Here is a 23,053-nt window from a genome sequence, read left to right on the forward strand (position 1 = left end):
TACATATAAGGTTTTCTATGCTTCGAAGGGGAGACCCATTTTTAATATATGCGATCAGTAGATGATTGCTACAAAAGAATATATTCCTCTAAAAAGGATAAATTAGTGTGGTATGTGCAATAAGGAGGTGGATGTAGTGACAGTCGGATCACAAGTAAAAACAACATTAGCAAGCTTGTCATTTCGAATAGGGCGTCAATACTAGAATGGTTCCTCCCTTTTTAGTTGCCCGTGCCATTTCTGTAAGTATCATTACTCTTCCTGATCCGCCTCTAAATCCTTTTTCCCTTGTAGATTGCCTAAAGCAAATCGTCTCAAAAATGACCTGACTTAATGAATCTCACGCATACGATGCTTCTCCAACCAGAGTCGATCCTAAACTGCTTTTTGTACATCCAACTAGCCACCACTCCTAACGGTACTGTTGTAAAGTCTCTTGAAGAAGAGTTTCGAATGCTGAAGGGTTTCGATGTATGGTCGATAATCTCTTCAAGCCGTATGCACCATACTGGCGAATTAACCCCTCTTTGTTTAAGGCAAATTCTAAATGCTTATCGGGAAGGGCCATTCGCTGCGCCATCGTAGCATGATACACCCAAGATTTCAGATAACACTTCGGCTTCCAGTTCGTTCGAGTCCCCATATAATACAAATAACCCAGGAGTAAACTATCGTCCTCGTAACCCTGTTTACCCTTCAAAAATCGGGTATCATACCCTCCAATTTCTCGTAAAACGCTCGCTTTATGAACAACCGGATGGACAAATCCCTCTCGTGTTTCTTCACGATTCAAATCACTCAGCATTGCAATTAATGCTTCAGTGTTATCAGGAATAGCTATTTCATCGTTGAAAGGTTGCAGTACACCGTATATCGTCACGATTCCTGGGGAAATCATTGGTTCATCGGTGCTGACTAAATAATCAACTAGCGGCACATGCCATTGTGGAGGAAACACCATATCAAGATGAATTTCTGAGATATACTCTACGTCACCATGATGCTCCCAAATGTATTCAAAACAGGTTTGTCTCCCCTGTGCGATTCCAACATTCTCGCCGTGGCCGAGAATTACAGCCTGTAAGTCGTAAGAAGTTAGAATTTCCCTTAGGTCTTCATTGCTAAAACACCCTTGATTATATACAACAACGAGACAGTCATCCGACATCCGTAAACTTTCAAAACATGTCTTAGCCATCCTGAGATCGTCATCATAAGAAAATTCGCCACGAATCAATAAAGGCAAGGTATGAACAATCTTCATAACGAACGTCTCCTCCTCTTATTCGACCCATGGAATCAGGTTCGGTGTGTCATCCAAAATGGATAGATACTGCTCCTTCCATCCATATTTCGCTTCCGGATCCAGCAACAGATATCTTTGATATTTATCAAGACGATCTTCAGGTTTAGACCATCCAAAGTGTTTCAATCGAAGCTCCGATAGACGGTGAGAAAGTTCGAATACATTCTCAGGGATCCGTCCACAATGCTGCGGTGTCTCTCTCCATTTGTATATAAAATCAGGACGGTAACGAAGCAAAAATGGTCGATACGTCAAGTGAGAACGCCAGAGCTGGTCTTCCCTGTAATGGGTTTCGTTCCAAAAATCGAAGAGCCGGAAGCAAAAAACGTCGACTTCATTTTGCTGTAACAGGTGATGAACCTTATTGGCAAACTGGCGCTCAAAAGTTTCATCCGCGTCGAGATTCAAAATCCAATCAGGATCTGTTTTCACCGTTTCCTCCCATTGTTGCTTACGTAAATCGACTTCGTTGTTGAACTTAGACACGTCATTCCTTACCAACCTGACGGGTATCCCCTTCAGCGCGTCCAGGCAAACGTCAATCGTGTTATCTTCGCTGCAGTCATCGATAATCACCGCCTCATCGATATATTTCCGGTGTTCCTCCAGTATTTGTCTCAAGAACCGCTTTTCCTCGTTCTTGACCACCATCGTCAATGTTAATTTATTCCTTACTCGTTGGATAGAAGGGGCTGTCTTTTGACCATTGCTTTCCGAGAAGAAGCCTATATCCGGTGTGATGGCATGTTCACTAGCCTCGTATTTGGACCTTTCTGCCTTGTCCAGGTCTGATTCCCGATAAATATGATACGCTGGAAAATGGGTATCAACATATAAGGAAAACCCGATTGCTACAGCACGAACACAGAAGTGACGATCTTCACCCCAAAAGGAAAGGTTCTTAATAGGTTTGAAATTCACTCCGGCTACTAACGCTGAGCGACTGATAAGCGTACAAGCCCCTAGCCCTCCTACCTCATATACCCCTGGAATTTTTAATTTTGTAATAAACTGATCGTAGCGGACGGCGATTTCTTCATCGCTTAAGTTCTCTCCGCGTTGCTGTTCCCACTGCGTGTACTCGTCTCGAAGCCATACTTGAGGCTGAGGTGCAGAATCTGATTGCCATGAGGTCCAAAAAATTTCCGATATGATATCTTTTCCCGCAGCAACCAATTGTTCAACCGTTCCGGGATGCAGCAACAAATCAGAATCGACTAGAAACAAATAATCGTACTGTTCATCAATAGCGTGCTGGATCATAGTATTTTTAAACTCTGCCACTTTCCAAATAAGATGCTCGTTCCAAAAATGCGTGGTTTCATTACGGTAATATTCATCCAATTGCCCGGATTTCAGCACCGTAACACGGTCCACTGACTTAGCGAAGTCTCGCAGCATTTCACTTGCCTGCTCGCCCGGGTTGTCGTCAATATAGAAATATCCGAACTCCATATGTTCCTGTCTTAAACGATGCAAAGAGGTTAAAAATTCGCGCAGAATGGCTGGTTTTTGATGGACGGGACTCCCAATTAACACACGTGCCTTGTTATTCATGCCGATCCCCTCCGGCTTCTACCTTATCATGGTTGTCTAATACGGATTCCAAATACGTTTTATTATGCAATACGCATGGGTCAGTCGGCCGATATTTGCGAACAATCTCATTATGATAGTGAGCTAACTCGTATTCACCCATTCGGTCATAACATACGCAAAGTTGTAGATGGGGCAACCAAGTCGAGCATACAGGATTGAAAAACCCCCAGTTGTCACCTGACTGTTCAAGTTGGGTAGCCAATCTATACCAGAATATCGCTGTTCGAATGTCCTCCTTCTGCAAGAAATGAAATCCCAAACGGCAACAAAATTCGGCTCGAGGACTACCATATTGAAAGGAGCGCAAAGAAGATGCCAGCTCCTGTTCCTGATTACCGAGCTCGTGATAACAGTCTGCTAGCTTCCCGCAGGAAGAAATATTATCTTCGATCCACCCCTTTCCCGTGGCCAGAAATTTATCGTAATAAACTATCGCTTGTTCATACATCCGGTGATCAACGAGTTCATTTGCATAGTAATATAAATCTCTTGGCGAAAAATCTTCGCCACGGAGCAACCGGCTTTCGTAAATTCTAAGATTTCTATTGCTATCATGATGGAGGCTGCTGTGCGTAATAGCAACATCGCTATTTAAAATGTTCCCCCAAACTTCGAGGTATTCGTGAACGGCACCAATCCATCGAAAATTATTGACCCTTTTAACAAGTCGATTGCGTCTAACGCTTGAAGTCACATTTCCAAATTCATCGAAAGCTAAATGATAATCCATCGTAACAGAATCAACGGATGGATCGAGCCCCCCTTTTAGGGTCATGAATTTCTGACGGTCTTCATTCTTTAAAATGTCATCCGCATCCAACCATAAAATATAGTCTTTTGAGCCGCAGCTGAAAGCAAAATTGCGTGCTGCTGCAAAGTCGTCTATCCATTCGAAATCGAAAACTTGATCCGTATACTTACGTACAATATCCTTGGTCTCGTCGGTCGATCCTGTATCTACAATAATGATTTCATCAACGATATCCTGAACAGAGCTCAAGCATCGATCGATACTATCCTCTTCGTTTTTTACAATCATACAAAGAACAATGGATATCAAATTACTCACCTCATAACAGGTATATTCATGGGGGGAGCCCATGTGAACCTTCATTATTCCTTTATTTCAACAAACGTTTCACCTTAGAAATAAAAAGCGACTAATCCGCAAAGGATTAGCCGCTTATTGCCTAAGGCTGTAGCAAAGATCCTATAAAAGTGATTGCTCCAATTGCATTTGCTGAACCGACTAACGCCACCGCATTAAAAGAATACGTAACATTTCCGGTTCCAGGGGTTAGATCAACGTGCTCAACATTGGTTGCCTCAAATGTGTTATTTCCAACTGCATGCTGATTGATGCTAAAAATTAGAGTCGCCCCACGGAGGAGTTGTAGTTGAATTGCTGTAGTACCCGCCGTTGACTCCCATCCAACAATTCCGGTTAACCAAACACGACTTCCCGCAGGAACTCCCGTTATTGTAATGGTTTTTAATGTCGTTGCGACAGCACTCAACGGGATGGCTGAACTTCCCGATGTATTTGGTGTATTCTCAGATACTTGTAATTGTAGGAAGGGTCCTCCTGTGGCTCCTGTTGCACCTGTAGCTCCGGTTGCACCCGTTGCTCCTGTGGCTCCAGTTGCCCCGGTAGCACCTGTAGCTCCTGTTACTCCTGTAGCTCCTGTTGCTCCGGTTGCACCTGTTGCACCCGTTATTCCTGTAGAACCTGTAGCTCCGGTTGCACCCGTTGCTCCTGTGGCTCCAGTAGCCCCTGTTGCTCCGGTTGCACCTGTTGCACCCGTTATTCCTGTAGAACCTGTAGCTCCGGTTGCACCCGTTGCTCCTGTGGCTCCAGTAGCTCCTGTTACTCCTGCAGCTCCTGTAGCTCCGGTTGCACCTGTTGCACCCGTTGATCCGGTAGCCCCTGTTGTTCCTGTTGCACCTGTAGCTCCGGTTGCACCCGTTGCTCCTGTGGCACCTGTAGCCCCTTGTGCCCCGGTAGCACCTGTCGATCCTGTAGCTCCTGTTACTCCTGTAGCTCCTGTTGCTCCGGTTGCACCTGTTGCACCCGTTATTCCTGTAGAACCTGTAGCTCCGGTTGCACCCGTTGCTCCTGTGGCTCCAGTAGCCCCTGTTGCCCCGGTTGCACCTGTAGCACCCGTTATTCCTGTAGCTCCTGTAGCTCCGGTTGCACCTGTTGTTCCGGTAGCACCTGTAGCTCCTGTTACTCCTGCAGCTCCTGTAGCTCCGGTTGCACCTGTTGCACCCGTTGATCCGGTAGCCCCTGTTGTTCCTGTTGCACCTGTAGCTCCGGTTGCACCCGTTGCTCCTGTGGCACCTGTAGCCCCTTGTGCCCCGGTAGCACCTGTCGATCCTGTAGCTCCTGTTACTCCTGTAGCTCCTGTTGCTCCGGTTGCACCTGTAGCACCCGCTATTCCTGTAGAACCTGTAGCTCCGGTTGCACCCGTTGCTCCTGTGGCTCCAGTAGCCCCTGTTGCCCCGATAGCACCTGTAGCACCCGTTATTCCTGTAGCGCCTGTAGCTCCGGTTGCACCTGTTGTTCCGGTTGCACCTGTAGCTCCTGTTACTCCTGCAGCTCCTGTAGCTCCGGTTGCACCCGTTACTCCCGTTGATCCGGTAGCCCCTGTTGTTCCTGTTGTTCCTGTTGCACCTGTCGATCCGGTTGCACCCGTTGCTCCGGTTGCACCCGTTGCTCCTGTGGCTCCTGTGGCTCCTGTGGCTCCTGTGGCTCCAGTTGCCCCGGTAGCACCTGTCGATCCTGTAGCTCCTGTTACTCCTGCAGCTCCTGTTACTCCGGTAGCACCTGTTGTTCCGGTAGCACCTGTAGCTCCTGTTACTCCTGCAGCTCCTGTAGCTCCGGTTGCACCTGTTGCACCCGTTACTCCCGTTGATCCGGTAGCCCCTGTTGTTCCTGTTGCACCTGTGGCACCTGTGGCTCCAGTTGCCCCGGTAGCACCTGTCGATCCTGTAGCTCCTGTTACTCCTGCAGCTCCTGTTACTCCTGCAGCTCCTGTTGCTCCGGTAGCACCTGTTGCCCCTGTTGCCCCTGTTACCCCGGTAGCTCCTGTTGCACCCGCTATTCCTGTAGAACCTGTAGCTCCTGTAACTCCTGTTACTCCTGCAGCTCCTGTTACTCCCGTTGCTCCTATGGCTCCAGTAGCCCCTGTTGCTCCTGTTGCTCCTGTGGCACCTGTGGCTCCAGTTTCCCCGGTAGCACCTGTAGCTCCTGTTACTCCGGTAGCACCTGTTACTCCCGTTGCTCCTATGGTTCCAGTAGCCCCTTGTGCCCCGGTAGCACCTGTCGATCCTGTAGCTCCTGTTACTCCTGCAGCTCCTGTTGCTCCGGTAGCACCTGTTACTCCCGTTGCTCCTATGGTTCCAGTAGCCCCTGTTGCTCCGGTTGTACCTGTAACTCCTGTTGCACCCGTTATTCCTGTAGCTCCTATGGCTCCAGTAACCCCTGTTGCTCCGGTTGTACCTGTTACTCCTGTTGCTCCTGTCGATCCGGTTACTCCTGTTACTCCTGTGGCACCTGTGGCCCCAGTAGCCCCTACTGCACCTGTTGCACCAGTTGGACCTGTAGCTCCTGTAATTATCGGTGGATGTAACACGGGGAAAATGCTTCGGCAACCTTTCGGTGGTATTAGACAAGAAGGTAGTGCATTTAAAGGATAATATTTTATGACGACCATAAACACTCCCCTATCTAACAAAAGAAAGTTAAGCTATAGTCGTGCAATGTTTAATCACATTAATGATATATACCGACTCCCATATCTTATGTGCGGTAGATCTCAGATGGAACATGTACTTGTGCATTTTCATTTTTTTGATTTACATACAAGCCTTTTGGCCGCGTTGTAATATCGTTGGTAATCTGCAGGAGTGCAAACAGTTACTGAATCAAGTTGCCCAAGATCTCGAAGGAAGAAGGAAGCAACATCAATCATTAGATAAGCGAATCCCTGATTGGATTAGGGTAATCAAAGTTAAGAACACTTTTATTACATTAGTGGTCTTCATCAAGAGAATTTTAACTTGCTGTTATCTTCGAAGATGAAAGGTATGCAGGCCTAATGGAGTAATATGGAGCATAGAAAAGAGTTCTATAAATCACATGGACCAAATTAGAGGATGTACAACGGGTATTAGGGTTATAGAATAAAGCGGGACTTATATTAATATGTTCAATTTTGAGTATCGTATTACCAATAAACTGCATACTTTAATATAGGTGGCCCAACCTCCTATCAGTTAAGATACATGATCTAGCTAATATAGTAGATCATGTTTTTTGTGATTATCTTTAAGTTTCTTAAGTTCAATCCATACAAAAAGTGCATCGGAGTCGAAAAGTTAAAATTGAGTTCCATTCCCCAAGAGGCATAGCGTAAACTACCCGTTAGCAGATCGCGGCTGCCAATCTATACCGGAAGCTGCGTTTTTGTATATTTATTAAGCTATCGTGTCCCGTTAGCTTAATGCCTTGGTACATAAATGCGTCCAGTGTCGGTATCAATTACGAAGTCTGCTCGTACACCTTTACTATATGGTGAAGGAAGACGCTCAAATTGATAAAGGGTGCAAAAAACAGTTGAGAATTCCCTCATGCTAGTACAATGGCTTTTGGCCATTTTAAGCTTCTGCCTTAATTCCACAATAGAACATGTTTTACCGAAGAGAAATACATTCTCATAAAAACCATCAATTTCAATTATCACATTAATCACCGCTGGTTGCTAACCAGCCTCAAAGCTCAAGAATCAACCACTAAATTATGGATACCTTCAAATTATACTATCGTGTTCCGTTAGCGCAATGCTCATATCTTTCTTACGGGACAAAATATTTTTATTTCATTACTTTCATTATCTGTTTCTCTCATTGTCTTCTCATCAATGGTCTGCGACCACTGTTACGGTGCGATCCTTAAGGAGTTCGCACATATGTTCGAGGAGGGGTAACAGGAAGGCTCGTCCCGCAGCTGCTCGCATTCTTATAGACCTGAAAATCAGCCACTTTTCGTGGCTTGCCTTATTCGATTTATGTTCGCTCAACGCTGTTGGCATTTTTTCCATACAATTTTTGCGGGATTTGCTTCGTTCACAATAGCAATCGCTTGCAAGTCCGCCGTATAGTCCGCGCAGACTTCATCCGTGATATTGTCGTAAACGTCTTTCTCCGCGTTCAATCCAACACGGTCAAAGGCAATTGCCGCCGCTGCGTAAAAAAACATTTCTAACGTGTGGTTCAGGATATGGATGGATGACGTTGCCTGACCGATGGCGCGTGCCGCTGCTTGAGCGGCGGGGTCGCTGTTCAATTCTCGGGCAGCGACATCACAATCCTTCATGAGTACATCCTTTACCGCGAATAAATCTGTGCTACCGGTGAGGCAGTTGCGAGCCATTTGCAGAGCGTTTCGCGGGCGGTTTTCGCAAGGGCAACGTTTCTCAAATATTGCCAGAATCTTGTGTTCAGCAAAATCCAAACACCATTTGCGCAAAGTCGCTTCACTTTGGGTTTCCATCAGATCCTGTAGCTCGCAAATCAGCGTTGATGCTTTGCCTGAATAGCCAAGGGTTTTGCGTTTAATTTTCGGCATAGTATCATCCTTTCCATGAATACTTTCATCATATATAACATATGTTCTTTATTCAATGGATTCAGAACTAGCCACTTCAAAATATAAAAATGGATACCTCATATCGGGCATCTGTCTTTGTTAAATCACGCCGTTCATTCCGCTCTCTTTTTTGGTTCACAAGGCACCCCCCTATTATTAGGTTGCATATATCTTCTCACGGATCTTTCAGAGGTTGAAGGTGTGCTAGGTTTGACGCTTATATTCCAATAACCCATTGCTTTCTGTGCTTTATTACTAGCAACCCTATCGATTACCCTTTGTATATCGCCGAAGAAATTCACAATCACAAAGTAACTAAGCCGATTAAATACACAATGAAGATGTGCTTTGAATTTATTTTACCCATGATCGGTGAATTCGGCTTAAGTTAAGATAGCCTCCTTGTCGGGGGCATGGTAAATTAATCTTATGGCCGAGCCCCTGAGGGTCGGCGGAAGAAGCGAGAGAACGGAGTGAGTCCATGAAATCTGTAATTGGTTGGGGTTTTATCGGAGCAGGCGGAATTACGAAGCGGGTTATGAACGACTTCAAGGAATTGAGCGATGCTAAATTGGTCGCTGTGTTTTCCCGTACGGAAGCTAATGCGGTGCAGTGAGCGCTGCCTTACGGTGCAAAGGCTTACACCGACTGCGAAGCCATGATCCGGAACCCGGAAGTGGATGCCATCTATGTCGCCACGCCGCACCATCTCCATATGGAACATGCTTGTTTGGCACTTGAATTAGGCAAGCCGGTGTTATGCGAGAAGCCGTTCGCTCCGAATGCCGCGCAGGTTCGGAAGATGGTTGAGAAAGCGAGAAAAACCGGAACGTACCTTATGGAAGCGATGTGGACCCGATTCTTTCCGGTAACGCGCAAGGTCATGCAATGGGTTTCGGACGGAGCCATCGGAGACGTGCATTACTTAACGGCGGACTTCGGATTCTCTGCTGCGGAGAACCCTCAATCGCGCCTGTTCAATCCCGATATGGCCGGGGGCAGTCTGCTCGATGTCGGCGTTTACGCAGTCTCCTACGCCTCGATGGTTTTCGGCTCCAAGCCCGTCGAGGTGCTCAGTCGTTCCCGCTCCACTTCTACTGGAGTAGATGCCCGAATGGCATGCTTGCTGGAATATGAGAACGGACAGATGGCTTCGCTCTTCTCTTCCATCTCGACTTCGACACCGCAAGAGGTTCGCATCATCGGAACCAAGGGCCATATTGAAGTTCCGCGGTTCTGGTCCCCTAGAGAAGCCAGATTGATCATAGGGGATCGGCTTGAGGACACAATCAAGGATGAACGGATTGGGGAAGGATTCGGCTATGAATTTACAGCCGTACATGAAGACTTGCGGGCAGGCCGGAAGGAGAACGCCTTGATCACGCTCGACGAATCGATCGCGGTCGCCGAGACGCTGGATACCTTAAGAGCGCAGTGGGGGCTTGTCTATCCGTTCGAGGGGTAAGCTGTCGTATTTGGGGGACCCGTTGTATAGGTTATTCTTAAATTTCCTGCATTATCCTGCCCGTAAGGAGAACAGGCTGCCGAATAATATTCGGCAGCCTGTTCTTCGTTGTGCTATCATGTCCCGTTAGCTGAAAGGTGTATGTCGCTACTTACATGTTAAAATTGCTTTCATATGGGTTTGCATACAAATCAATATCAAACTCAGCTTTTATACTATTTGCGAATTCAATCTGTTCTTTATCAAAATGTAAACCTGGTGTGTATCCATTTTCCATAATTATTACGATTGAAAAGAGGCATTCCAATTTATACTTCAATTTTAACTGGTTAATAATCGCTGATTTATATTTCAATCGCTCTAATATTTGGTCCAATTGTTCTTTAACATCATAGGATTCTTGATAGCCTGTGCTAAGTTTCCAAGCCGTCTCTTTTCTGTAATGCACCTTGGTACTCTTCACATTGGCATTTTCCTCTTTGGCAATAACATCACCTTTATTATGAGAATCGGTTGGTTCTATGCCCAGTAATTGTGTAACTTCATTCACTGGAAAATCCTCACCAAACATACTGAAGTACACCATGACTTTAGTCTTATCCATTCTCATTCACCCCAATAATCTCAAATAATCTCTATTATAGCGGTTGTACACTAAAGTGTCCGTAAACGCAGCGACGGCAGCCGATCGTTCTGGTCGGTTGCCGTCGTGTCATCATTGAACTATCGTGTCCCGTTAGTTTAATGCAAATCATTAAGCCGATGCACTTATTAATAGATTTGATGGTTTAGCCCCCAAAACCAATCTTATAACCATCCAAATCTAACGATAAATTCTTTCCAACCTGATTCCGAATTATTTAGCTCAGAAGCAAAAATTGCTCCTTTTGCTTTAAGTTCTTCATAAAATTCTTTTCAAATGGGTTTTATTAAATCATGTTGGAATCCTTCTTGCGGATCTTCTATTTGAATCCAATCATTATTATTGATATCAAAATATTGCTTACAAAAATTTTCTGCGTCAATCAATTCATCAAACCAAAAATCATTATGTGATGGAATATCATCTTTAGACTTATAGAGAAAAACATAAACTCCATTTGATTGTGTTTCATATATCATGACTTTCGGTACTACATGCGAAGGACTAGGTCGAGTAAATGCATACTTCCTCATTCATTTATCACTCTCCTAATAAGTTCTCCAGAAGGTCTGATTATTTTTGGGCTTTCAGGTAACCTCTTATTCTAAATAATATATGTAAGGTATTCGCGAATCATTTCAACTATCCTGCCCTTTAGTTGAATAGCATTTTTCTTTGGAGCAATTCATCTCGTAATACTACAGAAATGCTAAAAAAACCGACGGTAGAGCTCTCGTCGGCGTTCCCCACGCAGCTGGGCATAAATTTGAGTGGTTGATGCTTTTTCATGTCCCAACATACCTTGAATGAAATCTAATGGCGCACCGTTATCAAGGAGTTGACACGCATAAGTATGACGAAAGCGATGCGGATATACATTTGCTTCGATCTCTCCCCGACCTGCAAGCCGTTTTAATGCCCACCTGATCGTCGGGATAGTCATTCGCCTTGTTGGATGTGTATCGGTTACAAATAAGGCCTTACAAGTATCTTCTCGGCTCTCGAGATACTTCTTCAACCACACTTTACACTCGGTTGTAAAGTAAACTTCTCTCTGTTTTGAGCCTTTGCCATTTACAATAGCGGAGCTGTTCTCCCAGTTCAGGTCATCAATGTTTAACTTCTCCACCTCGCCAACCCGGCATCCGGTACTGTAGAGAAACTCAAGAAGTGCCCTTTCCCTCAGGGACTGGCAAGAGATTTTCAAGTGAATGACATCTTCCTCAATCAAAAACTTAGGAATACGCTTGTCCATTTTGGGCTCGCGTAACTTCAAAGCAGGATTTGAGATTAAGTATGTTTCTTCATAGGCAAAGCGGAATAGGGAACGAACAAAACGAATGCGATGTCCCAAACTACTAGGTTTTAACCGATCGGACTGCTTCGCTAAGTATTCCTTCAACAAGTTATGTGTAACCTCAGAAATATCCAGGTCTCCTAGTTCTCTTAGCAGCATCTTGAGCTGAAGGGTGTAGGCTTTCAATGTACTTGAACTAAAGCCCTGGATACGTTTATCAGCTTCGTACAGTCGCCATAACTCACTTAAAATCATAAATATAACCTCCCATAAGAGCTATTAAATCTAGTTTTGCTTCTTATGGAAGGTTTTAATCTATTAAACTAGCGTGTCCCGTTAGTTTAATCCATATTTGCGAAATGCCATTACTTTTTGCGAACGGGAAAGCAAATATCCGTAACAGACTCCGCAGACTCAGGACCATGATTTCTTTCATCGTAGATTTCGATATTATATAGCCCAGCGAGTTCATATCCGCTTTCTTTTAACCACGTAGAGTATAAATAAGCATGTACGGCACCAGCATTTTCGGCTGGACCATCGAATGTAAATAAAACATAAGTATTGGCTGGGATCTCTCTAACAATCATTCCATCAGGAATATCCTCGGTCGAAGAAACTTCAACTCCAATAAAAAATTCGAAAAGGTCTGTTTCGGGATCATAATCTTCAGGGTCCGTACTAATACCAAATACTTCTCTTTCGTTAATGCAACTTTTGACTTCCGCTCTTCTTTCCATGAAATTCGCCGCTAGTTTAAGCGTGGTCCGATTCTGTTGCACATCATAAAGAGTTACGTTAGCCGCTAAACCGATTAATGTCATGGACGGCTTGTCGATGATGGTTGCTTTCATGTACTTCCTCCTTAATGAATCTGATTTGAGAAAATTCAATTGAACTTTTTTGTAGATGTTATACCTGGCAAAATATAACATTAATCTATTATTCGCTAATTGATTGAACAATCCTGCCCGTTAGCGAAACGCGGCTACCGATTTATGCGGCAGCCGCGTTTTAGTTATTGTATTTAGTTATCGTGTCCCGTTAGACCAATCAATCTAATTCCAAACTATATAGATATCACCGTAATAAAACACCGCATATTCAATAAGTATTTCTCGCTCTTTATCTGTAGGACTAATTGAGAGCTTATCATTTCCTTCAAAAATTACTTTAATTGAATCATCATCCCCCGTGTGAACATCTTTAACTATTTGGTTGATTAAGCCGGACAGGGCATCTCGGTAGCCATTATTCTCGTAACTGTACTCCACACAGTTCAATGTTACCGATGGTGAAGCATAAGCAGTTAGACATGCATCATTTGATTCGCAATGAAAACCAAATTGAATATAATCTCGAATAAATGTCACAGAGTACAGCACAGCTCCGTTAACTTTGTCTATTGCCACCCGCCACTACCCCTTAAACCCGTTTATACAGCTTTATTCGCGAAAAAGTTATCAAATCCTTTCAAGTAACCTGCCCGTTAGCACAACGCGGCTGCCGATCTATGCTGGCAGCCGCGTTTTAGTTATTTATTAGACTATAGTGTCCCGTTAGCGTAACAAGTGCACTTAGATTGGAAGCTAACTCTTGTTAAAGTATTCAAATACTAACACAATAAATCCAAGAATAAACAAAACAATCCCCACTGTGAATGGGAGCCCAAGAAATAAACTTTGCACATCGTTTCCCATATCATTAGCACCATAAATAGCGAACCAGAGTTTAGTACCTCTCCATGCTGTGATACTTGGTATATATAAAGCTGCGGCGATTAAAATTGCTAAGGAAATTAAGCTCCCCATAAATAGAAATGTTGCACCAATAATTGTCCTTTTCACGAAAAGGTTCCCCCCTCTGAGATCTTAGACGTAATCTATAATTGGTTTAACGTTACTAGTGTTTGATAAGTTGCGTTAATCTGCCCGTTAGCTTAATAAAAAGAACAGGTTACAAGAACCTGCTCATCAATACTTGTCATTCAACAATTTTGTGTCCCTTTAGTTTAACAAGCCGTAACCATTTTCGGATTTTATTAAACTTAATAACTCATCACGGAGCTCGAAAAAAGAATTATTCCACCCCATCTTTGCATAAAAGCGTAATCCTATCAATCCATAATATTTAGCTCCAATTAATCTTTCTTTAAAATTTTGGCTTTGTCACGACCGAGAATGTAGTGAACTACAATTTTAGAAAACTACTTTGACCACAAAGCGGCTTATAGTTTTTTTCACATTAGACTTATTTGTTTTTTAAGGCTGGAGCCCCCAAACAAGCGTGCCGTTCTGGAAGAGCGTCACTTTATCCCAGTCCGCAAACGACGTCTTCGTCCCATCGAACGAGTAATCGTTTGCCTCGTTAAAGTTCGACCAATCGGCTTTGGCCATGCGGAGCTGGATTTCACCGGACTGTCCGCCTGCCGGAATCGAACCGGCCTCCGCAGTAAAGCTGAGCTCGACATAGGTGTCTGTATTGGTTCCGCTTGCGCTAGCAAACGTTTGTTGAATATTCGTGCCACCCACCTGAGCCCAATCGATCCACGCGTTCATCGATGAGGTGCTGTCTCTCGTAAAATAGTAGCGGATTTTGAGATCACTTAAGTTAACAGAGGTTGAACCGTTATTCTTGATGTTGAAGTGAGGCTTGATCTGGTTGCCATTGACATTTATATCCGCTGCCCGGTACTGTACCGTCAGATTACCCGATGGCGCTCCCTGCGGCGTCACCCCCACTTGTACGGAGTTCGGACTTTCCCCCGCACTGTTCACTGCGCTCACGACATAGTAATAAGTCGTGTCGTTAGTCAAACCGGTGTCCATGTAGCTCGTTCCCGTTACACCGACCGCTACCGTCGTATACGGGCCGCTGCTTGTCGTCGAACGCTTGACGTTGTAACTCGTCGCATTGTTCGATGCCGTCCAACTTAGCGCCGCTTGAACGTTACCGGCCGTCGCCGTCAGGCCAGTGGGAGGTGCTGGCACCGTCAGGTTGGATTGCGGTGTTACACTCGCTTGCGTAGAGTTCGGGCTTTCTCCCGAACTGTTCACTGCGCTCACGACATAGTAGTATGTCGTGCCGTTAGTCAAACCGGTGTTCGTGTAACTCGTTCCTGTTACTCCCGCCGCCACCGTCGTATACGAGCCGCCGCTTGTCGTCGAACGCTTGACATTGTAGCTCACCGCTCCGTTCGACACTGTCCAGCTTAGTGTAGCTTGTGTGTTGCTTGCCGACGCCGTCAGACCAGTTGGTGCCGCAGGAACCGATGGATTGCTAACGGGGATTGCTGGATAAGCATTCTGGACAAGCTGCACGAATTGGTTATGGAACCAGTGACCGGATAGCGGGGCATCCGGCAAAGCGCCCGTCGGTGTACCATTGCCGCTTGTGTAAGTCGGATCACACATTCTGTCAAAGCCTTTGCCCTCATTATTCGGAATCTCTTTACTGGCCCCATCCGATTCTCCCGGAGGTTTCACCCACACGAACGCATCGAGATGAGACGCCGGGTACCCTACGGGCGCAGCCGTTGGTGGTTGCCCCATACCTGCGCTGGCCGCGTTGCACCAATTTCCCCGGTGGAAACGCTTGTCGACGCGGCCGGAGTTGGCATACTCGTTAACGGTAGTGCCGCTCGCACTGGTCGGTCTGCCGGGGCCTCCCCAACCGTTGCGTGAAGTATCGATCAGGAAGCCAATACTCGGCGGCCAGCCATTCGCCACAAAACCGGCGTATAACGCCGCAGTAAAATCCGCTTCATCGAAATTCGGATTCCACTGATAGTAATTAGCGGATCTCAACTGCTGCCCGCCGATAGTCAAGTTCGGATCAGGCAGATAAGGTTCCTCTAACGGGGTGGTGTTCGCCGTGTCGGTGATAAAGCCGTCAACGCTTGCCAACCCGGCCGTAGTCCCCGCCACCACAGTGGTGAAGAGCTCGATGGCAGGCTTGTAGTTCGTATCCCAACCGAGCCAACCGGAGTGCCCGATATCCATGTAGGTATACACATTCGGAATCGCATGCAGCTTATTCAGAGCATACTGATTCGCATCACGGTAAATATTCGTTGAGTTTGCCTGCGCACATTTCGGATCACTCAAATTAGTTACAAGGTTCGGTAATGAATCTGGCTCGACCACCGTTACAATCCGGATGTTCTGGTATTTCGAGTCAGAAAACACACTGGCGATCGCATCGATGTATTGTGTTTTGTACGTCTGCAAGCCCGCAGGTGTGAGCGGCAGCTCTCCGTTCGACGCCAAAGCATGGCAGTCCCTCCCCGGCATGTCATAGATAACAAATGTTGCGGTGATTGGTGTGCTGCCTTTCTTTTGCGCTAACACGGCATCCATCGTTTCCACAAGGCTTTTGCGTCCTCCATTCGCTGCACCGCCTTGGATTGCCGCGATCCGGTCAAGCCATATGGCAGTCGGGTATGACTTTACCGTCTGCATCTTCGCAATCAGCGTGCTATCACTAACCTGCGCGATCGACGTATCAATCAACGCAGCGTAGTCTGTGTTTATATACGCCGTCGCACCCAAGAACGGATTATCCACATGCGTTTCATCCGCGAAGCTTTTGGGGAGGTCATACGTTAGGAAAGTACTTATCATCAAGACCAATACCATACAAAGCATCCAGGTTCGCTTAATTGTAGACAGAGCAATTATCATTGTCTCAACTCCTTTGTATTCACCTAAGTTCAACTTTAAGGCTGGATTCCCCAGACAAGCGTTCCGTTCTGGAAGAGCGTCACTTTATCCCAGTCCACAAACGACGTCTTCGTCTCATCGAACGAGTAATCGTTTGCTTCGTTAAAGTTCGACCAATCGGTTTTAGCCATGCGGAGCTGGACTTCGCCGGACTGTCCGCCTGCCGGAATGGAACCGGCGCCTGAAGAAAAGCTGAGCTCGACATAGGTATCGGTACTATTTCCGCTTGTGCTGGCAAACGTATGTTGAATATTCTCACCGCCTACCTGCGCCCAATCAATCCATGCGTTCACCGTTGAGGAGCCGTCTTTCGTAAAGTAATACCTTATCTTGAGGTCGCTTAAGTTAACAGAGTTCGTGCCGTTATTCTTGATGTTGAGATGAGGCTTGATCTGGTTGTCATTGACGTTTGTATCTGCTGCGCGGTACTGTACCGTCAGATTACCCGATGGCGCTCTCTGCGGCGTCACCCCCACTTGCGCGGAGTTCGGGCTTTCTCCCACACTGTTCACTGCGCTCACTACATAATAGTAAGTCGTGCCGTTGGTCAAGCCGGTGTCCGTGTAGCTCGTTCCCGTTACACCGACCGCTAGCGTCGTATACGGGCCGCCGCTTGTCGTCGAACGCTTAACGTTATAGCTAGTCGCATCATTCGTCGCCGTCCAGCTAAGCGAGGCTTGCGTGTTGCCGTCCGTCGCCGTCACGCTCGCCGGAGCTCTAGGCACAGTAGGACCAGGGGACGCTTCCATCAAACGGTTAAGCATATCTTGTTTCGGTTGATTCCATGTGACCCAATCATCCAGCAGTAGTCCACCGGTATCGCCGCTGTTTGGATTGACGCACCAATACGTCCAATACATATTATTCGCACGAATATAATCAACCAGCGTGTTTTGCCATTTGCCTTCCGAAGACGTAGTATCGACGTTTCTGCCGCCGAATTCGCCGACAAGAATCGGAGCGACATTGTTTTTATGGATATATCCCCAATATGCATCCCATATGCTTGGCAAGTTGTTAGGAAAAGTGGGGTCGGAGAACCAAGGCTGACTCGCTACTCCTGGACCGTAATCGTGAGGAGAATATACGACCCGATTGGCTACATCCAAGCGCACTGGATCATTTTGCACCCCTTTTAGGTTGCCGCCCCACCAGTAGTTCCCTGTCTGGCCCTGAACATTAGAGCTTACGCCTTCAACAATGATCAACCAATTCGAATTCACGCTTAGTATGGCATTGCCAGCACGCTCGGCGGCCAAGCGCCAATCACGGGCCAAATCGCCGCAGCCCCAGCAGGCGTTGCCATGAGGCTCGTTATGCAGATCCGCCCCAATTACCGTATCGTTGCCCAAATAGCGCTGCGCCAACATCTTCCAGTCTTCTACCCACGTCGTTTCCGAAACTGTTGAAGTGTACCACAGTTCCGATTGTTCGACGGATGTCGGACGATGTCGGTCCAGAAGCACCTTCATTCCTTTTGCGCGCACTTTTTCAATCAATTTGTCTAGAATCTGAATAGGCGTCAATCCCTGAAGATCGGGGTTTATCGAATAATCGATACTGTTAGAAAGCTTGCCTGGCTGAAACATTTCATTGGTGTAAGGAATACGCAGCAGATTATACCCTTTACCCTTTATTTGGTCGAGTATGCTGTCCATCGAACGAGTCCACAATCCGTGTGGCGCAAAATTCGCCGTCTCGAATCCAAACCAGCTAACGCCGTTGAATTTGGCGGTGTTTCCGCTAACGTCCTCGATTCGGCTACCGTTGGTGTGATAATAATTCGAACCATTCGCAGTTACCTGAAATCCCAATGTACTCGCAATAAGAAAAAGGGTCAGTGTCAATGTCAATGTGAGTCTCCATGCCTTTCCTTTCATTTGTTCCCAACCTTTCCATAAAAGAGTAGGATTTAGGAAAATAAGCAGGTTCTACATGTGTATCGCCTCCTTTACATCCGGACCGATTTGTTAATCACTTCCTTTCAATCGGAATGACAAAGATCTCTTTGGAATGGAGCGTACTGTGTTTTCTCAATTCAAGAAGGGGATATCGAGGATGGGAGAGAATTGGAGTTGCATTTATTAAATCGTGAGCCCATTATATGGAGGAAAGGCCTATAATCGCTATAATTTTAATTACCCGTTTAACACTCTAATGACTCAACTGCGTTAATAACTTTAAAATGAAAAAGGCATAAGACGGTTCCATCTACATTTCCAGGCGTACCGCCAAATTTCAATATTAATCTCTGCATTAGATCATTCGAACAATAAAAAAACTTCCTCAACGAATCTGGGTAATATGCCCATGACTTTGTAGAAGAAGTTTTTTCTTTTATTCACCAATGTTCCCAATTCAACAACAGGCTACAGTTTAATCAATCTCCACTTCTGGGCACCGGTTCCGTTATCGGTCCATATTTGCACATTCGTTCCATCGGCAGTACCCGCAGAGCTAACGTCTAGTGCTTTCCCGCTTCGTACGTTTATCAGTTTGAAGCTGCCATCGCCATTATCAATCATACTCCACTTTTGTGCAGCTGTTCCATTCTCCGACCATATCTGTACATTCGTGCCGTCGGTTATTCCTGCACTGTCGACATCCAAGGCTTTACCGCTATTTGGGTTGATTAACTTGAAGCTGCCATCTGAATTGGTAGATATTCTCCATTTTTGTGCTGCCGAATTGTTATCTGTATAGATTTGTACATTTGTACCGTCTGATGTGCCTGCAGCAAAAATATCAAGCGCTTTTCCGCTATTCACATTGATCAGCTTATATATCGCTCCAGGCTCAATAGGCGTAGAGTCTGCCGTATAAACTCGAACATAATCAACCGTCATCATTTGTGGAAGACTTGTGCTAGCATCCGGGTACCCAGGCCAATCCCCGCCTACTGCCAGATTCATGATAATAAAAAATGGATGGTCGAAAACCCATGTTTTACCCGAACCAAGTTGGCTTTTGTTAAAGGTATGATAAAGATTGCCATCCACGTACCAACGGATTTGCGTAGGCTCCCACTCTACAGTGAACACATGGAATGCGTCCTTGAACTGCTGTCCGTTCGGCAAAGTGTAAGGTTTGCTGATACCACCAGAACCGGAATAGCCTGGGCCATGCGCTGTGCCATAAACAGTAGAAGAGTCATGACCCAGATTCTCCATAATGTCAATCTCCCCCATGTTAGGCCAGCCCGTTGAATTCGGATCTTCGCCAAGCATCCAAAACGCTGGCCAGATCCCTTTGCCATAAGGCAATTTAATACGTGCTTCAAACTTGCCGTATGTTTGCGTGAATTTTCCGCTTGTCAGTAATCGTGCAGAAGTATAAGAATTTCCGCCGTAATTTTCTTTGATCGCTTTGATGATTAAATTACCGTTACCATCCAAATAGGAGTTGTCTCTTCTGTCTGTATAGTTCTGTAATTCATGGTTTCCCCAGCCATTACCTCCGATATTATAGTCCCATTTACCAGCATTAGGTGCGGCACCGAAATTCCCATTAAATTCATCGCTCCAGACCAAGTTCCAAGTGGTCGCAGCCTTAATCGAAGGAAGTGGTCCCAAGATCAAGCTGAATAGCATAAGGAATACGAAAGCGTAAAGAAACGTTCTTTTCAATTTCAACATAGAAATTCCTCCTTTTTCACTGACGAGTAATCCATCGTATTGCTTAATAATATATCTATGCACCACGCTCCTTCCGAATATTTTTGTTACGGGAGCTTGACAAATGCTTATATTGAAAAAACGGCAAGCTGATGGCGATATAGCTTTGCCGTTTTTAGAGAATTCCTTTAGTTGATGTTTTTGAAAGCAATGATCGCGCTAAACATAGGAATATAGTTATTAATAATCAGAACAAGTCCTGCAGGTAACATCATCATATAGAAAATCCAATTTTTTGCGTATCGTCTTGAAAAATGCTAGCTTCGCTATAAACGCCATTTCCGTTGTGTTGCCAATTCGTCGTTAATCTGGTTGAATAAACCAATTTGTTCTTCATTCTCCTTCCTATTGATTCCTTCCAATATCTATATATTACTTTTTTGGGAGTGAGGCCTTCTATCCGGGAAATGACTACATAAACACTATTGTGACATGTGAGACTGAATTTTTTTCGGTATTGGGGAGAAATACTAGTCACTCTTTTGAACATTTTGGCAAAATGCGAGAAATGACTATAGCCTGTGACTTCAGCAATAAAGCTGATTTTATCTTCCGTTCACACGAGCAGTTTTTTGGCTTTCTCTATTCTAATATTTAGCATGTATTCAGAAATGGAGAGTCCTATTTCTTTTTTAAGGAGGCGGCACATATACCCGGAATTCAGGTAGACAAAAGTAGCAATATCCTCCCTATTCACTTCTTCGTGCAAATGATCGTCCATAAATTTTCTGACTTTCGCGATAACTGCTGAAACATCATTATTATGCTAGTTCATATACTCCATTCCGGTCGATACGACACGAATACCCAAACTTTCGAAGTTGGTTTAAAGAACGAGTAGCAGTTCCTACATCCTGCAACTCTTCGTTCGGAAATATTTTCCTATGAGCAATTGCTGTGTTCATTCTGCTTGAAACAGGTCATTAAAGTGTTTAAGGTGTCACGCTTCGGATAGAGCTTCCCTAACTTGGATCGATAAAATAAAAATACGTACTAAGGAAGGAGGTAACGAGGTCAGAAAAAGGAAAGCCGTCAGATTAAGAGCCGAGCATCAGACAAACCATTTTGAGGAGGTACTACTTACATGCTGAAAAGAACGATCTCAATCGTATGCACATTTGTTATCACCTTAATGCTAACGGTAACTTTAGTTCCAGCAGACAAAATAAGTGCTGAAGATGTGGAAGCTGGTACGGTCGTAGCCCTGAACGGCCAATTGAGAGTATCCGGAAGTCAATTAGTCAATCAATCGGGGCAAGCCATCCAATTAAAGGGGATGAGCTCCCATGGATTGCAGTGGTTTGGGCAGTACGCGAACTACAATAGTATGAAATGGATGAGAGACAACTGGGGAATGACATTATTCCGCGCGGCTATGTATACGCAAGATGGCGGATATATCAACGACCCTAGCCAAAAAAATAAAGTGAAGGAAGTTGTGCAGGCTGCGATTGATCTTGGCATCTATGTCATCATCGACTGGCATGTGTTGGGTGAACAAGATCCTAACGTCTATAAACAACAAGCAAAGAGCTTTTTTAGTGAAATGGCCAACTTGTATAAGGATTATCCGAATGTGATTTATGAAATCTGCAATGAGCCTAATGGGACTGCCACCACGTGGAATGGCAAAATTAAGCCTTATGCAGAGGAGGTCGTTCCGGTTATCCGTAACATTGCTCCGAACAGTATTATTATTGTAGGAACCGGAACATGGAGTCAGGATGTACATGATGCGGCGAACAATCCGCTCTCCTACAGCAACATTATGTATACAACGCATTTCTACGCCGGCACTCACGGTCAATGGCTGAGAGATCGTATTGATTATGCGAGAAGCAAAGGTGTGGCAGTATTCATAACAGAGTGGGGAACGAGTGATGCATCCGGTAACGGCGGTCCATACCTTTCAGAATCCAAGGTCTGGACAGACTTTATGAAAGATAGGAAACTTAGTTGGGCAAACTGGTCTTTAGCTGATAAAACGGAGGCATCCGCTGCACTGATGCCAGGCGCTAGCTCATCTGGTGGATGGTCAGATTCCCAGCTAACGACATCAGGTAAATTTGTTAGAGATCAGATGAAAGATGGATCCAACCAACCTCCAAGCGATGGCATCGTTTCGGGCAAAACCTATAAATTGGTTAACGTAGGTAGCGGTAAAGCAATGGATGTCGCTTCTGCAGGCACTGCAGACGGCGCGAATGTCCAGATCTGGGACGATAACGGAACCGGTGCTCAGCAGTGGGTAATTACCGATGTTGGCGGTGGGTTGTATAAAATCATTAACGTCAATAGCGGTAAAGGCTTGGATGTAGCTAATTGGGGAACAGCAAATGGCTCGAATGTACAAATATGGAGCTATGGCGGCGGCGCCAATCAGAAATGGAGTATTATCAAAGTTGGAAGCGCTTATAAACTGATTGATAGTAATAGCGGTAAAGCTTTGGATGTAGACTCTGCAGGCACTGCGAACGGTACAAATGTACAAATTTGGGATGACAATGGTACAAACGCGCAAAAGTGGAACCTATATCAATTAAATTAGTCTTGTAGCTATTAAATCAGGATCATTAAGCTAAAACTATAAAATGAATAGACTATAATCGCATGAAGTATATAGGACTATTAACAAAGACCTTGTTTTCATGACAGCCTTGCTTACAGATGTCACTAATCTTGAAACTTTTAGGCTTTA

17 protein-coding genes are annotated in these 23,053 nt (G+C 45.2%); 3 read left to right on the forward strand and 14 right to left on the reverse strand.

From position 1 onward, the window contains the following. Window positions 1–412 precede the first annotated feature (412 nt). From GCU39_RS09720 to GCU39_RS09740, 5 genes are all read right to left on the reverse strand, one after another. On the reverse strand, window positions 413–1,264 hold the full coding sequence (locus GCU39_RS09720) for a hypothetical protein (protein WP_152393326.1): 852 nt from the start codon (window positions 1,262–1,264) through the stop codon (window positions 413–415). 18 nt (window positions 1,265–1,282) lie between these two features. Then, a complete protein-coding gene (locus GCU39_RS09725) occupies window positions 1,283–2,863 on the reverse strand; it encodes a glycosyltransferase family 2 protein (RefSeq protein WP_152393327.1) in 1,581 nt (526 codons plus the stop codon). Beyond that, a complete protein-coding gene (locus GCU39_RS09730) occupies window positions 2,856–3,944 on the reverse strand; it encodes a tetratricopeptide repeat-containing glycosyltransferase family 2 protein (RefSeq protein WP_265333508.1) in 1,089 nt (362 codons plus the stop codon). Before GCU39_RS09730 ends, GCU39_RS09725 begins: the two co-directional genes overlap by 8 nt. A 151-nt stretch (window positions 3,945–4,095) precedes the next feature. Next, entirely contained in the window at window positions 4,096–6,540 is a 2,445-nt protein-coding gene (locus GCU39_RS09735; protein WP_227793513.1) for a collagen-like protein, read from the reverse strand. 1,442 nt (window positions 6,541–7,982) lie between these two features. Further along, complete coding sequence (locus tag GCU39_RS09740) at window positions 7,983–8,534, reverse strand: putative immunity protein (RefSeq protein ID WP_152393329.1); 552 nt, start codon at window positions 8,532–8,534, stop codon at window positions 7,983–7,985. Between the two features lie 502 nt (window positions 8,535–9,036). On the opposite strand from GCU39_RS09740, the gene GCU39_RS32260 reads away from it, so the two are divergent. Further along, on the forward strand, window positions 9,037–9,171 hold the full coding sequence (locus GCU39_RS32260) for a hypothetical protein (RefSeq protein ID WP_265333509.1): 135 nt from the start codon (window positions 9,037–9,039) through the stop codon (window positions 9,169–9,171). Window positions 9,172–9,213: 42 nt separating this feature from the next. Beyond that, a complete protein-coding gene (locus GCU39_RS09745; protein ID WP_152393330.1) occupies window positions 9,214–10,020 on the forward strand; it encodes a Gfo/Idh/MocA family protein in 807 nt (268 codons plus the stop codon). 151 nt (window positions 10,021–10,171) lie between these two features. Here GCU39_RS09745 and GCU39_RS09750 read toward each other — a convergent pair whose 3' ends face one another. The 9 genes from GCU39_RS09750 to GCU39_RS09790 all read right to left on the reverse strand — a co-directional run bounded on the left by GCU39_RS09750 (window position 10,172) and on the right by GCU39_RS09790 (window position 20,316). Continuing rightward, entirely contained in the window at window positions 10,172–10,624 is a 453-nt protein-coding gene (locus GCU39_RS09750) for a DUF4279 domain-containing protein (RefSeq protein ID WP_152393331.1), read from the reverse strand. 311 nt (window positions 10,625–10,935) lie between these two features. Then, window positions 10,936–11,196, reverse strand: a complete 261-nt coding sequence (locus GCU39_RS09755; protein ID WP_152393332.1) for a hypothetical protein — start codon at window positions 11,194–11,196, stop codon at window positions 10,936–10,938. Window positions 11,197–11,372: 176 nt separating this feature from the next. After that, complete coding sequence (locus tag GCU39_RS09760; RefSeq protein ID WP_152393333.1) at window positions 11,373–12,215, reverse strand: tyrosine-type recombinase/integrase; 843 nt, start codon at window positions 12,213–12,215, stop codon at window positions 11,373–11,375. A 110-nt stretch (window positions 12,216–12,325) separates the two neighbouring features. Continuing rightward, complete coding sequence (locus GCU39_RS09765) at window positions 12,326–12,814, reverse strand: GyrI-like domain-containing protein (RefSeq protein ID WP_193726848.1); 489 nt, start codon at window positions 12,812–12,814, stop codon at window positions 12,326–12,328. A gap of 204 nt (window positions 12,815–13,018) precedes the next feature. Further along, window positions 13,019–13,372 (reverse strand): hypothetical protein, encoded by a 354-nt coding sequence (locus GCU39_RS09770; protein WP_152393335.1) that lies wholly within the window; start codon window positions 13,370–13,372, stop codon window positions 13,019–13,021. 177 nt (window positions 13,373–13,549) lie between these two features. Beyond that, window positions 13,550–13,807: a hypothetical protein gene (locus tag GCU39_RS09775; protein ID WP_152393336.1), complete on the reverse strand. Its 258-nt coding sequence runs from the start codon at window positions 13,805–13,807 to the stop codon at window positions 13,550–13,552. A 414-nt stretch (window positions 13,808–14,221) separates the two neighbouring features. Next, window positions 14,222–16,582, reverse strand: coding sequence for a glycoside hydrolase family 6 protein (locus GCU39_RS09780; protein WP_227793620.1), 2,361 nt, complete (start codon window positions 16,580–16,582; stop codon window positions 14,222–14,224). A gap of 95 nt (window positions 16,583–16,677) precedes the next feature. Further along, window positions 16,678–18,561, reverse strand: a complete 1,884-nt coding sequence (locus GCU39_RS09785) for a cellulase family glycosylhydrolase (protein ID WP_152393338.1) — start codon at window positions 18,559–18,561, stop codon at window positions 16,678–16,680. Between the two features lie 489 nt (window positions 18,562–19,050). Continuing rightward, the gene (locus GCU39_RS09790) at window positions 19,051–20,316 is read right to left on the reverse strand and encodes an RICIN domain-containing protein (RefSeq protein WP_152393339.1); all 1,266 of its coding nucleotides are present in this window, start codon (window positions 20,314–20,316) and stop codon (window positions 19,051–19,053) included. 1,123 nt (window positions 20,317–21,439) lie between these two features. On the opposite strand from GCU39_RS09790, the gene GCU39_RS09800 reads away from it, so the two are divergent. Continuing rightward, entirely contained in the window at window positions 21,440–22,903 is a 1,464-nt protein-coding gene (locus tag GCU39_RS09800) for a cellulase family glycosylhydrolase (protein WP_193726849.1), read from the forward strand. The last annotated feature ends 150 nt before the right edge of the window (window positions 22,904–23,053 follow it).

It is taken from the genome of Paenibacillus guangzhouensis (assembly GCF_009363075.1).
Taxonomy (GTDB): Bacteria; Bacillota; Bacilli; order Paenibacillales; family Paenibacillaceae; genus Paenibacillus_K; species Paenibacillus_K guangzhouensis.

Coding starts and splice junctions, on each gene's coding strand:
- GCU39_RS09785 (WP_152393338.1), bottom strand. CDS start 18,561: ATGAAAGGAAAGGCATGGAGACTCACATTGACATTGACACTGACCCTT.
- GCU39_RS09780 (WP_227793620.1), bottom strand. CDS start 16,582: ATGATAAGTACTTTCCTAACGTATGACCTCCCCAAAAGCTTCGCGGAT.
- GCU39_RS09740 (WP_152393329.1), bottom strand. CDS start 8,534: ATGCCGAAAATTAAACGCAAAACCCTTGGCTATTCAGGCAAAGCATCA.
- GCU39_RS09730 (WP_265333508.1), bottom strand. CDS start 3,944: ATGATTGTAAAAAACGAAGAGGATAGTATCGATCGATGCTTGAGCTCT.
- GCU39_RS32260 (WP_265333509.1), top strand. CDS start 9,037: ATGAAATCTGTAATTGGTTGGGGTTTTATCGGAGCAGGCGGAATTACG.
- GCU39_RS09765 (WP_193726848.1), bottom strand. CDS start 12,814: ATGAAAGCAACCATCATCGACAAGCCGTCCATGACATTAATCGGTTTA.
- GCU39_RS09755 (WP_152393332.1), bottom strand. CDS start 11,196: ATGAGGAAGTATGCATTTACTCGACCTAGTCCTTCGCATGTAGTACCG.
- GCU39_RS09720 (WP_152393326.1), bottom strand. CDS start 1,264: ATGAAGATTGTTCATACCTTGCCTTTATTGATTCGTGGCGAATTTTCT.
- GCU39_RS09725 (WP_152393327.1), bottom strand. CDS start 2,863: ATGAATAACAAGGCACGTGTGTTAATTGGGAGTCCCGTCCATCAAAAA.
- GCU39_RS09745 (WP_152393330.1), top strand. CDS start 9,214: ATGATCCGGAACCCGGAAGTGGATGCCATCTATGTCGCCACGCCGCAC.
- GCU39_RS09760 (WP_152393333.1), bottom strand. CDS start 12,215: ATGATTTTAAGTGAGTTATGGCGACTGTACGAAGCTGATAAACGTATC.
- GCU39_RS09800 (WP_193726849.1), top strand. CDS start 21,440: ATGCTGAAAAGAACGATCTCAATCGTATGCACATTTGTTATCACCTTA.
- GCU39_RS09750 (WP_152393331.1), bottom strand. CDS start 10,624: ATGGATAAGACTAAAGTCATGGTGTACTTCAGTATGTTTGGTGAGGAT.
- GCU39_RS09790 (WP_152393339.1), bottom strand. CDS start 20,316: ATGTTGAAATTGAAAAGAACGTTTCTTTACGCTTTCGTATTCCTTATG.